Annotated in this window: 12 protein-coding genes; 1 reads left to right on the top strand and 11 read right to left on the bottom strand. The window is 67.7% G+C overall.

The features are described 5' to 3' along the window. Positions 1 to 75: 75 nt before the first annotated feature. Genes CJZ80_RS10670 through hemL form a run of 6 tightly spaced genes read right to left on the bottom strand, consistent with a single transcriptional unit; the run spans position 76 to position 5923 of the window. Complete coding sequence (locus tag CJZ80_RS10670; RefSeq protein ID WP_094512970.1) at positions 76 to 813, bottom strand: ABC transporter ATP-binding protein; 738 nt, start codon at positions 811 to 813, stop codon at positions 76 to 78. Continuing rightward, on the bottom strand, positions 810 to 1583 hold the full coding sequence (locus tag CJZ80_RS10665; protein WP_094512969.1) for an ABC transporter ATP-binding protein: 774 nt from the start codon (positions 1581 to 1583) through the stop codon (positions 810 to 812). Before CJZ80_RS10665 ends, CJZ80_RS10670 begins: the two co-directional genes overlap by 4 nt. Further along, the gene (locus tag CJZ80_RS10660; RefSeq protein ID WP_233133005.1) at positions 1580 to 2485 is read right to left on the bottom strand and encodes a branched-chain amino acid ABC transporter permease; all 906 of its coding nucleotides are present in this window, start codon (positions 2483 to 2485) and stop codon (positions 1580 to 1582) included. The genes CJZ80_RS10665 and CJZ80_RS10660 overlap by 4 nt, the downstream gene beginning before the upstream one ends. Further along, a complete protein-coding gene (locus tag CJZ80_RS10655; protein ID WP_094513052.1) occupies positions 2482 to 3414 on the bottom strand; it encodes a branched-chain amino acid ABC transporter permease in 933 nt (310 codons plus the stop codon). The genes CJZ80_RS10660 and CJZ80_RS10655 overlap by 4 nt, the downstream gene beginning before the upstream one ends. Positions 3415 to 3422: 8 nt before the next feature. After that, entirely contained in the window at positions 3423 to 4616 is a 1194-nt protein-coding gene (locus CJZ80_RS10650; RefSeq protein ID WP_094512968.1) for an ABC transporter substrate-binding protein, read from the bottom strand. A gap of 5 nt (positions 4617 to 4621) precedes the next feature. Next, positions 4622 to 5923 (bottom strand): glutamate-1-semialdehyde 2,1-aminomutase, encoded by a 1302-nt coding sequence (gene hemL / locus CJZ80_RS10645; protein WP_094513051.1) that lies wholly within the window; start codon positions 5921 to 5923, stop codon positions 4622 to 4624. Positions 5924 to 6163: 240 nt separating this feature from the next. On the opposite strand from hemL, the gene CJZ80_RS10640 reads away from it, so the two are divergent. Further along, positions 6164 to 7714, top strand: coding sequence for an FAD-linked oxidase C-terminal domain-containing protein (locus tag CJZ80_RS10640; protein ID WP_094512967.1), 1551 nt, complete (start codon positions 6164 to 6166; stop codon positions 7712 to 7714). Positions 7715 to 7784: 70 nt separating this feature from the next. On the opposite strand, the gene ppsA is transcribed toward CJZ80_RS10640, so the two are convergent. The 5 genes from ppsA to ilvB form a co-directional block, all read right to left on the bottom strand. Next, positions 7785 to 10289: a phosphoenolpyruvate synthase gene (gene ppsA / locus CJZ80_RS10635; RefSeq protein ID WP_233133003.1), complete on the bottom strand. Its 2505-nt coding sequence runs from the start codon at positions 10287 to 10289 to the stop codon at positions 7785 to 7787. A gap of 25 nt (positions 10290 to 10314) precedes the next feature. Then, a complete protein-coding gene (locus CJZ80_RS10630; protein WP_094513050.1) occupies positions 10315 to 11502 on the bottom strand; it encodes an ABC transporter substrate-binding protein in 1188 nt (395 codons plus the stop codon). A 26-nt stretch (positions 11503 to 11528) separates the two neighbouring features. Further along, the gene (locus tag CJZ80_RS15950; RefSeq protein WP_369803035.1) at positions 11529 to 11873 is read right to left on the bottom strand and encodes a GIVxVP protein; all 345 of its coding nucleotides are present in this window, start codon (positions 11871 to 11873) and stop codon (positions 11529 to 11531) included. Then, positions 11870 to 12247 carry a hypothetical protein gene (locus CJZ80_RS10620; RefSeq protein WP_315855824.1) on the bottom strand — a complete coding sequence of 126 codons (378 nt, stop codon included), beginning with the start codon at positions 12245 to 12247 and terminating at the stop codon, positions 11870 to 11872. Before CJZ80_RS10620 ends, CJZ80_RS15950 begins: the two co-directional genes overlap by 4 nt. Positions 12248 to 12423: 176 nt before the next feature. After that, positions 12424 to 14292 carry a biosynthetic-type acetolactate synthase large subunit gene (gene ilvB, locus CJZ80_RS10615; RefSeq protein ID WP_369803034.1) on the bottom strand — a complete coding sequence of 623 codons (1869 nt, stop codon included), beginning with the start codon at positions 14290 to 14292 and terminating at the stop codon, positions 12424 to 12426. Positions 14293 to 14299 lie beyond the last annotated feature (7 nt).

The raw sequence follows: 14299 nt of genomic DNA, 5'->3' as shown, positions 1-14299 counted from the left end.
CAGGGCGCATCGGCGTGGATAGGCGCCCAGGATGTTGGTGCGAAGAACAGAGCAGGGCCGCGTGCTGACGTGCCCTCAAGCGCCCAGATAGCTGGCGCGCAGTTCGTCGTCGGCGAGCAAGGCAGCGGCAGAGCCGCGCAATTGCACTGTCCCAGCTTCGAGCACCACGCCACGGTCGGCGATCGCCAAGGCCGCCTGGGCGTTCTGCTCGACCAGAAGGATCGTGAGGCCCTGGCTGTGCAACGTGTGGAGCACCGCCATCAGTTCCTCCACCAGCCTGGGGGCGAGTCCAAGGCTTGGCTCATCCAGCATCAGCAGTTCCGGCCGTCCCATCAGGGAACGGGCGATCGCCAGCATCTGTTGCTCGCCCCCCGAGAGGCTGCCGGCCGGCTGGCGGCGCCGATCAGCAAGCCGCGGAAACAGGCTGTAGCACCAGTCGAGGTCGGCTTGGATCGCCTTGGCATCACGCCGCAGGAAGGCCCCCAGTTCCAGATTGGTGGCCACGCTCTGGCGCGCCAGCACCCGGCGGCCTTCCGGGCAATGGCCGATGCCAAGGCGCACGGTGGCTTCGGTGGACAACGAGGCGAGAGAGCGCCCCTTCCATTCCACCGATCCCGCGGCAGCATCCACCAACCCCGAGATGGCGCGCAGCGTGGTGCTTTTGCCGGCGCCGTTGGCACCGAGCAGCGTCACCAGCTCGCCGCTGTGGAGTTCGAGGTTCACATCGCCGAGGGCCTGGATCGCCCCGTAGCGGACCGTGAGCCCCCGCAGGGCCAGCAGCGGCGTGGGTCCGCCTGGCGGAACCCCGTTCATGTCGTGCTCCCCAGGTAGGCCTCGATCACCAGCGGATCGTTGCGTACCTCGGCGGGAGTCCCTTCAGCGATCCGCTGCCCGAAGTTGAGCACGGCAAGGCGGTCGCACAGGCGCATCATCAAGGGGACGTGGTGCTCGATCACGAGCACGGTGAGATCGAAGTGCTGGCGCAGCCGCCGAATCAGATCGGCGAGTGTGGCTTTTTCGGCCGGATTCATGCCGGCAGCCGGCTCATCGAGCAGCAGCAACCTGGGGCCGGTGGCCAGTGCACGGGCCATCTCCAGCCGGCGCCGCAGCCCATAGGCGAGGCTGTCGGCCGGCTGGTGCGCCAGGTGATCGAGCTCCAGCAGTTCCAGCAGCTCATGGGCTCGCTGACGCAGCTGGCCCTGCTGGCGCCGGAAAGCAGACCGGTTCAGCAGGGCGCCGAGCAGAGGTGCTCTGTCGGCGCTGTGCAGTCCCACCAGCACGTTGTCGAGGCAGCTGAGCGGTCCGAACAGGCGCAGGTTCTGAAAGGTGCGGGCGATGCCCAGCCGGTTCACCCGTTCCGGCGGCAAGCCATCGATGGCGGCACCGTGCCAGAGGATGCGGCCCGCATCGGGGGGCGTGAGCCCGGAGATCAGGTTGAACAGAGTGGTCTTGCCAGCTCCGTTCGGTCCGATCAGCCCGGTGATCGACCCGGCTTCCACCTGCAGCGACACGCGGTTCACGGCGATCAGCCCGCCAAAACTCCTGGTGACCGCCTCCAGTTCCAGCAATGGTGTGGCGATCATGCCGAGGTGCTTTTTCTGGCCGTTGGCAGTGGCAGGGCGTGAACCAGGGCCGCCAACCGTTCCGGTGTGATCAGGCCCTGCGGCGCCAGGATCGGGCCCACCAGGATCACCAGACCGAACACGATCAGGCGCAGATCCCCCACCGGCCGAAGCAGTTCCGGCAGTGCGGTGAGAAAGAGGCCACCCAGCACCGGCCCGAGCCAGGTGCGTGAACCCCCGAACACCACGAAAGCGAGGGTGGTGATGCTGGCATCGAAGCTGCCTTGGCGGGCGTTCCAGGTGTTGAGGAAATGGGCGGCCACCACCCCGGTGAGCGCCGCGATCGCGGCGCTCAGCACAAAGGCGCTCAAGGCCACCTGAGCCGTGGGCACTCCCATGCAGCGGGCGGCCAGTTCGTCCTCCCGCATGGCGGCCATCGCCCGTCCCAGGCGCATCTGCTCCAGCCGGGCGCACAGCCAGCAGCAGAACGCCAGGAGAAGGGCCGTGCAGATCAGATAGCCCTGCGGGCCGTTGAACGGTTGTGGGATCGCGAAGATGCCCACCGCACCACCACTCCAGCCGGCGTTGAGGTTCACCACCCGCAGAATCTCCACGAGGGCGATCGTGGCGATCGCCAGATAGATGCCCCGCAGCTGGAGCACCGGCCGGCCGATCAGCAGCGCCAGCCCTGTGGCCAACCCTGTCGCCAGGACCATTTCCAGCAGCAGCGAGGGCAAGGGATAGAGCGCTCCGTTGCCGGCCAGCGCTGGCCAGCGCGTGGAAAGCAGTGCGGCCACATAGCCGCCGATGGCATAGAAGCCCGGGGTGGCGAGTGACAGTTGACCCGCACGCAGTGGCAGGTAGACCGAAAGGGCGAGCAGAGCGCCCAGCCCCATCTGCACCAGCAGGGAGAGGTCGCTCACACCTTGCTGATCAGGGTTTTGCCCAGCAACCCCTGGGGCCGAAGCAGCAGCACCGCGAACAGGAAGGCATAGGCAACCCCGTCTTTGTAGCCGGAAAAGTCGGCAGGCACGAGTGCCTCGGCCAGGCCAACCACCAGGCCCCCCAGCATCGCTCCGGGCACACTGCCCAGGCCGCCAAGCACCAGAACCCCGAGGGCCTTGATGCCGAAGCCGATCCCGAAGTACGGCCCGGAGATGCTCACGCTCAGCCCCACCAGCCCACCGGCCACGCCGGCGAGAAAGCCGCTCAGTGCAAAGGCGAGCTGGATCATGGCCCCGGCATTGATGCCCAGCAGTCGGGCGGTGTCTGGATCTTCCGAGACGGCCTGCAGAGCCTTGCCCATGCGACTGCCTTCCAGCCAGAGCGTCAGCGTGACGAGCACGATGGCAGCCACCGCCATCAGCAGCAGTTGCACGGAGCGCACCTGGGCTGCTCCGATCCGGATGGTGGCCGGTAGCTCTGCCAGGGTGGCGGCGGGGATCGAATAGCTTTCGGCGCCCATCAGCAACTGCACCACATTCACGATCACGACCCCAGCGCCCAGGCTGGAGATGAGGTAGAGCAGCGGCTCGGCCCGCCGCTGGCGCAAGGGTGCAAAAGCGGTGGCTTCCACCAGCACGCCCATGCCGGCGGCGCCGACACCGGCAAGCAGCAGGGCCAGCCAGAAGGGCAGGGCAAAGGGCAGCTGGACGCCTGCGAGCAGGCCATTGGAGCCCACGCTGCCGCCGATCAGCAGATACGTGAAATAGGCCCCGAGCGTGAACAGGGCCCCTTGCGCGAAGTTGATCACCCCGAGCACCGAGAAGACCAGCGTGTACCCGAGGGCAAAGAGGGCATAGACGGCCCCACTGGCCAGGCCATTGAGCAGCACCTGCAGCAGGTGATCCACGGTGTCGCTCAATCGAGCAAGGCGAAGCGCCCGCTTTGCCCGCCCGTAACCATCTGCACTTCTGCAACGTAGAAGCGCTTCTGAACCACTTCGCCCTCTGGGGTGAAGCCGATCTCACCCAAGGGTGTGTCGTAGCGACCGGCCAGCAGTTCCTTCATCAGCTCCTGGCGCACCTCCGTCAGCGGCCGGCCGTTGATGGGCGAACGGCGGTTCAGCCGTGTGAGCGCTTCGGCCACGACCTGATACGCGGTGAAAGCCTGGGCAGTGAACTGGGGGGGGATGGCGCCACCAGAGGCCTCCTTGAAGAGCTTCACGAAGGCCGCGTTGGTGGCTGTGTCCAGCTCCGGGCTGTACGCCTGTGCGATCAGGATCCCGTCGCAATAGATCTGGCAGATCGGATAGATGTTCGGGGTGTTCATGCCGTTGCCCACCACGATGCGGCCTTTGTAGCCGAGCTCTCGCAGCTGGCGGATCAGGTTGCCGCCATCGACGGCCTGGGCCGAGATCACAATCAGATCAGGCTTCAACCGCAGCGCCGCAGTGATCTGGTTCTGAAAATCCTGGTCGTTCAACTGGGTGCGTTGCACGGTGACCGGTTTCAGCCCCTTTGCCACCAGGGCGTTCTGGAAGATCTCGGCTTCAGAGGTGCTGTAGGCGTCGTCCTGAGCGAAGAACACCGCTGTGCGCCGGATCGTTGGATCCTTCTTCAAGGCGGCTTCGATCGCCAACGGAGCGATCACAGCGCTGGAGGCTGAAACGCGGCTGATGAAGCTGCCGATCTGCGGAATGCCCTTGGCGGTGTTGGAAGGCGCGACGACAGGCACCCCGCGGCGCTGGGCGATCGGGGCGGCGGCAAAGGCTTGCTGGGAGAGGGTGGGACCGATCAGGGCCACCACACCGGCATCGATCAGGAGATTGAAGGCCTGGCTGGCTGCCTGCTCATCACCACCTCCATCCTCGATCGTGAGCTGGATCGGCACACCCTTTCCCTTGAACCAGCGTTCGGCGAGCTTGAGGCCCAGCTGTTGGTCCTGCCCGTAGACGTTCGCGTTGCTGGTGAGAGCCAGCACCGCCCCCACCGGCACCCCCTTGTTGACATCGAGAGGCTTGTCGGAGGTGGTGGCCTCACAGCCAGCCACCCCAAAGGCGAGCCCGATCATCGCCAGCAGGAGGCGGCGGGCGGGGTAAAGGTGCCTATGCATGCCGATCAGGCGATGGCAGCGAAGGCGGCCCGGAAGGCTTCGAGCGTGGCGTCGATGTCCTCCTCGCTGTGGGCCAGCGAGGTGAAGCCGGCTTCAAAGGCGCTCGGCGCCAGGTAGACGCCACGCTCAAGCATGGCGCGGTGCAGCTTGCCGAAGCGCACGGTGTCGGCGGCTTTGGCGTCTTCGAAGTTGCGCACCGGCCCGTCGCAGAGGAAAAAGCCGAACATGGCGCTGATGCTGCCGCCGCAGATCGGCAGGCCCGCATCCCTGCCGGCCGCCAGGATGCCGGCGATCAGCCGCGAGGTGGTGGCCTCAAGTTTCTCGTAGGTGCCTGGCTGGCGCAGCAGTTCGAGGGTGTGGATGCCGGCGGTCATCGCCAGCGGGTTGCCGCTCAACGTGCCCGCTTGATACATCGGCCCGGCCGGCGCCACCATGGCCATGATGTCGGCGCGGCCGCCGTAGGCGCCCACAGGCAGACCGCCACCGATCACCTTGCCCATCGTGGTGAGATCGGGGGTGATGCCGAAACGGGCCTGGGCACCGCCATAACTGATGCGGAAGCCGGTCATCACTTCATCGAAGGTGAGCAGGGCCCCGTTTTCGGTGGTGATCTCGCGCAGACCCTCCAGGAAGCCCGGTTCGGGGGGCAGGAAGCCGGCATTGCCCACCACCGGCTCGAGGATCACCCCGGCGATTTCACCGGGGTTCTCAGCGAAGAGCCGCTTGACCGCTTCCAGGTCGTTGTAGGGGGCGGTGAGCGTGTTGGCGGTGGTGCTGCGCGGTACGCCGGGGGAATCGGGCAGGCCGAGCGTGGCCACGCCCGAGCCCGCCTTCACCAGGAACATGTCGGCGTGGCCGTGGTAGCAGCCCTCGAACTTGATCAGCTTCTCGCGGCCGGTGAAGGCCCGCATCAGCCGCAGCACCGACATGCAGGCTTCGGTGCCGGAGTTCACGAACCGCACCATCTCCACAGAAGGCACGGCATCGACCACCATCTGGGCCAGCTGGTTCTCCAGGGCACAGGGGGCGCCGAAGCTGGTGCCTTTGCCCAGGGCGTTGCGCAGCGCACCGATCACCTTGGGGTGGGCATGGCCGCAGATCGCCGGCCCCCAGGAGCCGATGTAATCGATGTAGCGGTTGCCGTCCACGTCCCAGGCGTAGGCCCCCTGGACCCGATCGAAGACGATCGGTTGGCCGCCGACGGAACGAAAGGCCCGCACCGGAGAGCTCACCCCTCCGGGCATGAGCTTCTGGGCAGCGGCGAAGAGTTCCTGGGAACGGCTGGTGTTCAGGGCAGGAACTGACACAGGGGCCGAGGTCAAGGCGCGATCCGCAGACGGTTGAGAACGGCGCGACAGCGCAATGCCGCTCGGCCGATCTCCATCCTGACTCAAGATGTGTCAGTGCGGTGGTTGCCGCCTCTGCTCGGTAAGGTCTTGTTGGCCGAGGGCCATGAGCCTGGTGTCACAGGCCCATCACTGCTGGCCTGCCGGCCGCTCTGCCCGCCCAGCGTCCCCACCTCCAGGCCGTCACCAGGCCGAAACCCCGTGAGCCTGCCCTGGTCCACCATCGAACGTCAGCTGCGCCGTCTGCTCCCGGCGCGTGCTGTGGTGGCCCGGCGCCAGGAACTGCTCACCTACGACAGCGACGGTCTCACCCTGCATCGCCATGAGCCGCCGCTGGCGGTGTTGCCGGAAACCACCGAGCAAGTGGCGGCGATCCTGCGCTGCTGCCATGCCCTGGGGGTGCCGTTCGTTGCCCGTGGCAGCGGCACGGGGCTGTCAGGCGGCGCCGTGGCGGAGCAGGAGGCTCTGCTGGTGGTCACCAGCCGCATGCGTTCGGTGCTGGCGATCGACCTCGACAACCAGCGCATCACCGTGCAGCCCGGTGTGATCAACAGCTGGGTCACCCGCGCGGTGGCGGGCGACGGCTTCTACTACGCCCCCGACCCGTCCAGCCAGGTGGTGTGCAGCATCGGCGGCAATGTGGCCGAGAACGCCGGTGGCGTCCATTGCCTCAAGTACGGCGTCACCAGCAACCACGTGCTGGAGCTTGAAGTGGTGCTCCCCGACGGCACGCTCACCCGGCTGGGGGGGGCGCTGGCAGAGCTGCCCGGTCTGGATCTGCGCGGTGTGTTCATCGGCAGCGAAGGCACCCTGGGCATCGCCACGGCGATCACCCTGCGCCTGTTGCCCCAGACCCCCAACGTGCAGGTGCTGCTGGCTGATTTCGTCACGATGGAGGCAGCCGGTGAAGCGGTGCGCCGGGTCACGGCCGCCGGGGTTCTGCCGGCGGGGATGGAGATCATGGACAACTTCACGATCAACGCCGTCGACGACCTCTTCGGGGTGGAGGAGTATCCGCGCGATGCAGCGGCGGTGCTGCTGATCGAGCTCGACGGCCAGGCGCGGGAAGTGGCGGCCGCGGTGGCTCTGGCCAGCGACCTATGCCGTGAGGCCGGGGCCCGCTCCATCCGCCAGGCGGAGCAGGAAGCCGACCGGGCCCAGCTGTGGAAGGGCCGCAAATCGGCATTCGCGGCGGTGGGGCGCATCACCCCCACGTATTACGTGCAGGACGGGGTGGTGCCGCGCAGTGCCCTGCCTTCGGTGCTGGCGGCGATCGAGCAGTTGAGCCGCCACTACGGCCTGCCCGTGGCCAATGTGTTCCACGCCGGCGACGGTAACCTTCACCCGCTGATCCTTTACACCGCAGGCGAGCCCGGCGTGCAGGAGAAGGTGCAGGCCCTCGGCGCCGAGATCCTGCGGCTCTGCATTGAGGCGGGCGGCAGCATCACCGGGGAGCACGGCGTGGGCGCCGACAAGCGCTGCTATCTCGATTGGATGTTCTCCCACGACGACCTCGAGACCATGCAGCTGGTGCGTCGCGCCTTCGACCCGCTGGGGCGGGCCAATCCCGGCAAGATCTTTCCCACGCCCCGCAGTTGCGGCGAGTCGTCCCGGCGGGTGGCGGTGCTGCGCGAAACGCCTGCCCACAACGGCGCTGCGGCCACACTGCCGCCGCCGGAGCCAAAGTCCGCCCCCTGGCTGGCCGACGGCCAGCCGGGCTTGCTGGAACGCGAGGCCGTCGAGCTTTTCTGAGCTCAGCTGTTCTGAACTGCTCTGATTGCTCTGAACCCGGCTGTCCTGGCTGGAACTCCTTCCCGCGCGTTCAGGCGCCCTTGCCAAGCTCCTGCTCGATCGCTGCCACCTGCAGGCGTGTGGTGATCACCGCATCGGGGTTGAGGCTGATCGAATCGATTCCCTCCTCCACCAGGAAGCGGGCGAAGTCGGGGTAGTCGCTGGGAGCCTGGCCACAGATGCCGATGCGGCTGCCACAGCGGTGAGCCGTGCGGATCGCCAGGCGGATCATCTCCTTGACGATCGCGTGCCGCTCATCGAACAGATCCGCCACCAGCGCGGAATCCCGGTCCAGCCCAAGGGTGAGCTGGGTGAGGTCGTTGGAGCCGATCGAGAAGCCATCGAAGTGCTCGGCGAAGGCTTCGGCGCCGATCACGTTGCTGGGCAGTTCGCACATCACATACACCTGCAGGCCGTGGCGGCCCCGCACCAGCCCATGACGGGCCATCTCGGCAAGCACCCGCTCGCCTTCCTCCGGTGTGCGGCAGAACGGCACCATCGGGATCACGTTCGTGAGCCCCATCGCCTCCCGCACCGCCTTGAGCGCCTGGCATTCCAGACCGAACGCCTCCCGGAATGCTTTGGCGGTGTAGCGGGAAGCGCCCCGCCAGCCCAGCATCGGGTTCTCCTCGTGGGGCTCGAAGCCGCTTCCCCCGAGCAGACGGGCATATTCGTTGCTCTTGAAATCCGAAAACCGCAGGATCACCGGTCGTGGATGGAAGGCGGCGGCGATGCGCGCCATGCCCTGGGTGAGCAGGTCCACGTAGTAATCGGCGGGGTGGGCATACCCCTTGGTGCGCTGCGCGATCGCCTCGCGTTCACCGGCATCGGCCACCAGCTCCGGCTTCAACAGCGCCATCGGATGCACCTGAATGTGGTTGGCGATGATGAACTCCAGCCGGGCCAATCCCACCCCGTCCACAGGCAGAGCCGCCTGCTGGAACGCCTGCTCCGGATTGCCCACATTCACCAGGAGGCGGGTGCGGGTAGGAGGCAGCTCGGAGAGTTCCTGTTCCTCCACATGAAAGGGCAACGCGCCGCGATAGACCCGGCCCGCATCCCCTTCGCAGCAGCTGGCGGTGATCAGATCGCCATCGGCGATGCGGCTGGTGGCCGTGCCACAGCCCACGATCGCGGTGATCCCCATCTCGCGGGCAATGATCGCCGCATGGCAGGTGCGGCCGCCCTGATTGGTGATCACACCGCTGGCTTTGCGCAGGATCGGCTCCCAGTCGGGGTCGGTGCGCTCTGTCACCAGCAGATCCCCCTGCTCGAAGCGGTTGATGGCATCGGCGCTGGCCAGCACCCGGGCCACACCGCTGCTCACCGAGGCTCCGATCGCCCGCCCCTCCACGATCAGTTCGGCCTGATGGGGATCCAGTTGCCAGCGTCGCAGCAGGGTGCTCGAACGCCGCGACTGCACCGTTTCCGGCCGGGCCTGCAGGATGAACAACCTCCCGTTGAGGCCATCCTTGGCCCACTCGATGTCCATCGCGGTGGGAACACCGTGCAGGGCGCTGTAGTGCGCCTCGATCACGCAGGCCCAGCGGGCCAGGGTGAGCACATCAGCGTCGTCGATAGCAAAGCGTTCACGCTCTTCCGCCGGCACCGGCACGTTGCAGGTGTCCGTCTCGGCGTACACCATGCGCAGCTTCTTGCTGCCGAGCCGTCTGCTCAGGATCGGCGCGTGCCCCTGCAGCAGGGTCGGCTTGAAGATCAGGTATTCATCGGGGTTCACTGCCCCCTGCACCACGTTCTCACCCAGGCCATAGGCGGCGGTGAGCAGCACCGCCTCACGGAAGCCACTCTCGGTATCAATGGTGAACATCACCCCTGAGGCCGCCAGATCGGAGCGCACCATCGTCTGCACGCCGATCGACAGAGCCACCGCGTCGTGAGCGAAGCCGTTGATCTGCCGGTAGGAGATGGCCCGATCCGTGAACAGCGAGGCGTAGCAACGGCGGCAGGCCGCCAGCAGGGCGTCGATGCCCTGCACATTCAGAAAACTCTCCTGCTGCCCGGCGAAGCTGGCTTCCGGCAGATCTTCAGCGGTGGCACTTGAGCGCACGGCCACCGAAACTGGAACCGGCACCGAGCTGTCGGTACCGCCAGTGCCGCCCGTGACGGTGCTGCGCGCGCCGCTGGCGCTGCTGTCACGATCACCGACACTGTCCTCATTCAGCTGCTTGTAGTGCTGACGGATCGCTTCCTCCAGCGGCGGCGGCAGGCTGGCGTTCAGCACGAGTTGCCGCGCGGCGGCGCCACTCGCCTGCAGGGCCGCCAGATCGGTGGCATCGAGGCCATCGAACAGGTCGGCAAGCCGGGCCTCCAGTCCGTTGTGGGCGAGCAGCAGGCGGTAGGCCGCCGCCGTGGTGGCAAAGCCGCCGGGCACCGCCACCCCTCGGGGCCCCAGCTGGCGGATCATCTCTCCCAGGGAGGCGTTCTTGCCTCCCACCTGGGCGATGGCATCAAGGCCGACGGACGCGAGCGGCACCACCAGGAGATCGGGGCTGGCCATCGCAGGTGCCTGACCCATCCCGATCTCCGCTCATCCTTTGAGACTAGGAAGGGGGGGCGTTCCCAGCTGCAGGCAGGGGAGTCAGTCGCAGTTCGGCACTTGGAGCGCTGCCCGCGCCCAGATCCAGTTGGCTGGCGGCGCCCTTGAGCGCCGTGCGCCCGCCCTGCCGCCGGCTTTCGATCGCAGCGCAGAGGGTCCGGGGTAGTGCCTTGGGGTCGAGCCAGGCCATGTCCCACGGGGCGGTGTCACCTGGGCGGCGGGCGGTCACGGCCGCCACCTGGCCGGTGTCGTACCCGGTGGCTTCCACCAGGCTGGGCACATAGTTGTAACGGCGCTGAAAGTTGGCGGCGAAGCGGTTCCAGCCGGGCCCGCGGCTGAGTGGATCCACGCCCAGCTGGGCGTTGGCCAGCGGTTCCGTGGCCGGAAACGGCCACACCAGGGTGAGATCGGCAGGCCAGCGCGCTTCTCGCACCGCCTTGGCCAGCGGGCTGGTCGGTGCTGTCATCACCACCAGGGCCTCGGGGCGGTAGTAGTCCACGTCGTCCATCAGGCGGGTGATGGTGCGGGCATCGGGATCGGCGATCTCCTGGCTTCCCTCCTGATAGCCCACCACCCGGCCGCCGTCGCCGCTGAGCGAGGCCACGAAGCGATTGGCCAGGGCGATCTGCTCACTGCTGCCGTCGTGGATCACCATCACGCGTGAGCGTTTCTCCTCGATCAGCCCTTTGGCAAGGCGATCGGCCTCCAGGCTGCGCGCCGGCAGCACCGGCCAGAGCCGGTCGGCGCCGGCAAGGCTGGGCAGGCCGTTGAGGGAGCTGCCCCGCTGCAGCGGCAGCAGCACGGTGAGGCCCAGCTCCTGCGCCAGCAACCCATACGACACGAGGGACACCGCCGGCGGCGCGATCAGCAAGCCGGGCAGCGGCCGCACCATGAGCGCCGCGCGGGGGTCCTGCTCCGGCGGCAGCCAGCCGAGTTGGAGCGTGGGCGGCTTCACCCCGCAGACGCGTGCCTCTTCCATGGCCAGCGCGTAGCCGCGGCGCAGGCCGTCACCCACCCCTGCCAGCAGCCCTTCAGGCGTGAGCAGCATCAGCACATCGCTGCGGATCGGTGCACTGGCAGCGAGGCCCTGCAGCCCGAGCAGGGCGGCCACCACACCGGCACCCATCCAGAAGAGGTGGCGGCGAGGAGGTGGTTCAGCACCGGAGCCGGACGCGGACTTCCCCGGGGACATGCGGGTTTCCATTCAGCCGGTGAACACTAGGAGGGTTGTGCTCCACCGCCATCCTTGGTTGCGGTGCCGCCAAGGTTGCCCGCGCTTCCCCCCTCCTTGTTCGTGCTGCCCCCAAGCTTGCCCAGGCTGCGGCCGGGCCGCGCTGGTGGTGTTGTTCCCTCTGGTTCGTCGAGGCTTGAGCCTTCCTTCTGGCTTTCCGGAAGCAGCTGGGTGAACAGCCCCGCAGCCACAAGCACTCCACCCAGGGTGAAGGCCAGGGGGCGGTTGGCGGCGGCTGCCCCCTCCATCCAGGTGCCTGCGGCGAGAAAGGCGCCGCCCAGCAGCAGGCTGGGCACCAGCACGATCCCTTTGGCGGTGCGGTTGATGCTCATGACACCGCCGAGGCGGCTGCCGCCGGGCAGCCCTGTGGCGCGGCTGTCGCGTCGAGCGGGGTGGCCAGACCGGCCTGTTGCAGCCCTGTGCCCAGGTCGATGCCGCTGGAGAGCACGGTGACCCGCGCCAGCAGGGTGCCATCGGCGGTGCCCAGCGGGCGCAGATTCACGCGCGTGCGCCGCGGCAGTGCTTCCCGCAGCCAGGAGGTGGCGGCCGCACCATCGGCAGGGTCCACCTGTACACATCCCAACCGCACCGGGTAGCTGCGGTTCTGGTCGCCCACCTGCAACAACGTGGCGCCACGCACCTGGAGCACTTCGGCCGCCTCAGCGGCAGCAGGGCTGAGGGTGACCATGAGCAGCGCGGCCAGCAAGCAAGGAAAAACAATCCACAGCAGACACTGCAGGGGATCGTGCAGAAGGCTGGAGTGCCGGTGAGGTCTCTGTCTCAGCTTCTTCTGCGACGGGACGGGGAGACCGGGCCCGAGTGCGCTGGCGATGCTCAGGGGGGCTAGGGCGCTGTGGCCTCCCGTCAGGTCGGCAGGGGAAGTCAGAGCTTTGCCCCGCAGCTGGGGCAGAACAGATGGGCGCTCTCGGTGGTGGCACCGCAGGAGCCGCAGTCGCGGGTGGTGTCGATCGCCAGCTCCGGATGGCTGGGCAGGCCCACCATCTGGGCGTTGCTGGCACCGGGGGGAACCATCGGGTAGCAGTTCTCGTTGCGCCGCACCTGCACATTCACCACGGCCGGGCCTGGATGGGCCAGGGCCTCCTGCAGATCCTGATACAGACGGTTGCGGTCGGTGATGTCGACGCCGCGCACCCCGAAGGCTTCAGCCAGGGCGGAGAAGTTCGGCATGCCGCCGGTCATCTCCGAGGCGGAGTAGCGCTCGCCGTAGAAACTTTCCTGCCACTGGCGCACCATGCCCTGCCAGCCGTTGTTGACGATCACGACCTTCACCGGGAGCCCGTACTGGGAGAGGGTGCCGAGTTCCTGGATGTTCATCAGGATGCTGGCGTCGCCGGCGACGCACACCACCTGATCCCCGGGGAAGGCCACCTGCACGCCCATGGCGGCTGGCAGTCCGTAGCCCATGGTCCCGAGTCCGCTGCTGCTGATCCAGTGGCGCGGAGGGGTGTTCATGAACTGGGCTGCCCACATCTGATGCTGGCCCACATCGGTGGTGACGAACGCCTCGGGAGCGAGCTGCTGCAGGGCCAGCATCACTTCCTGCGGGGCGATCTCCCCCACCGGTTCAGGGATCACGAGCGGATAGTGGAGCTTCCAGCTGCGGATGCGCTCCAGCCAGGCCTCGGTGCGGTTGGTGGGCGGCTCGTCGCTGGAGGCTGCCAGCAGGGCATCAAGTGCCAGGCCCACATCCGCCACGATCGGCACCTCCGGCACCCGGTTCTTGCCCACTTCGGCTGCATCGATGTCGATGTGGATGACCTGGGCCCGGGGGGCAAAGCTGTCCAGGCGGCCGGTGACCCGGTCGTCGAAACGGGCGCCGGCGGCGATCAGCAGATCGCACTCGGTGACGGCGAAATTGGCATAGGCGGTGCCGTGCATGCCGAGCATGCCCACCGCCAGTGGATTGCGCTCATCGAAGGCGCCCTTGCCCATCAATGTGGTGGTGACCGGCAGGGAGAAGCGCTCGGCCAACCGGCGCAGGGCCCCGTGCGCGCCTGCGCTGACGGCACCGCCACCCACATACAGCAGCGGACGGCGTGCCTTGCGGATCAGCTCCAGCGCCTGCTGAATGCGCACAGGGTCGGGGGCCACCGGCAGGGCGTAGCCGGCCGGAACCGAGCTGCCCGGCTCCACCGGCATGTAATCGAATTCCTCGAGGCCCACATCCTTGGGCACATCGATCAGCACCGGGCCCGGCCGCCCGGTGGCCGCGATCAGGAAGGCTTCCGCCACGATGCGGCCGATATCGGCGGGATCGCGCACCACCCAGGAGTGCTTCACGATCGGCAGGGTGATGCCGAAGATGTCGGTTTCCTGGAAAGCATCGGTGCCGATCGAAGCCCGGCCCACCTGCCCGGTGATCACCACCATCGGCACTGAATCCATCTGGGCGGTGGCGATGCCGGTGACCAGATTGGTGGCGCCCGGCCCGGAGGTGCCGAAGCACACGCCCACCCTGCCGGTGGCACGGGCGTAGGCGTCAGCGGCGTGGGTGCCGCCCTGCTCGTGACGCACGAGGATGTGCTTCAGCCAGCCGTGGCTTTCGGCCTGGTGAAGGGCGTCGTAGATGGGCAGGATCGCCCCGCCCGGGTAGCCGAAGATGTGCTCCACACCATGGCGATGCAGGGCATCCATCAGGGCGTGAGCGCCGGTGACCCTCCCCGGCACGGCCGGCATCGGCCGCAGGGGGGAAGCGGACACAACCGCTGTGGGGACGGTCGTCAGGGTCACGGTTGTC

Origin of the sequence: Synechococcus sp. MW101C3 (assembly GCF_002252635.1) — a bacterium.
GTDB lineage: Bacteria > Cyanobacteriota > Cyanobacteriia > PCC-6307 > Cyanobiaceae > MW101C3.
This window is presented reverse-complemented; position numbering and strand designations above follow the sequence as displayed.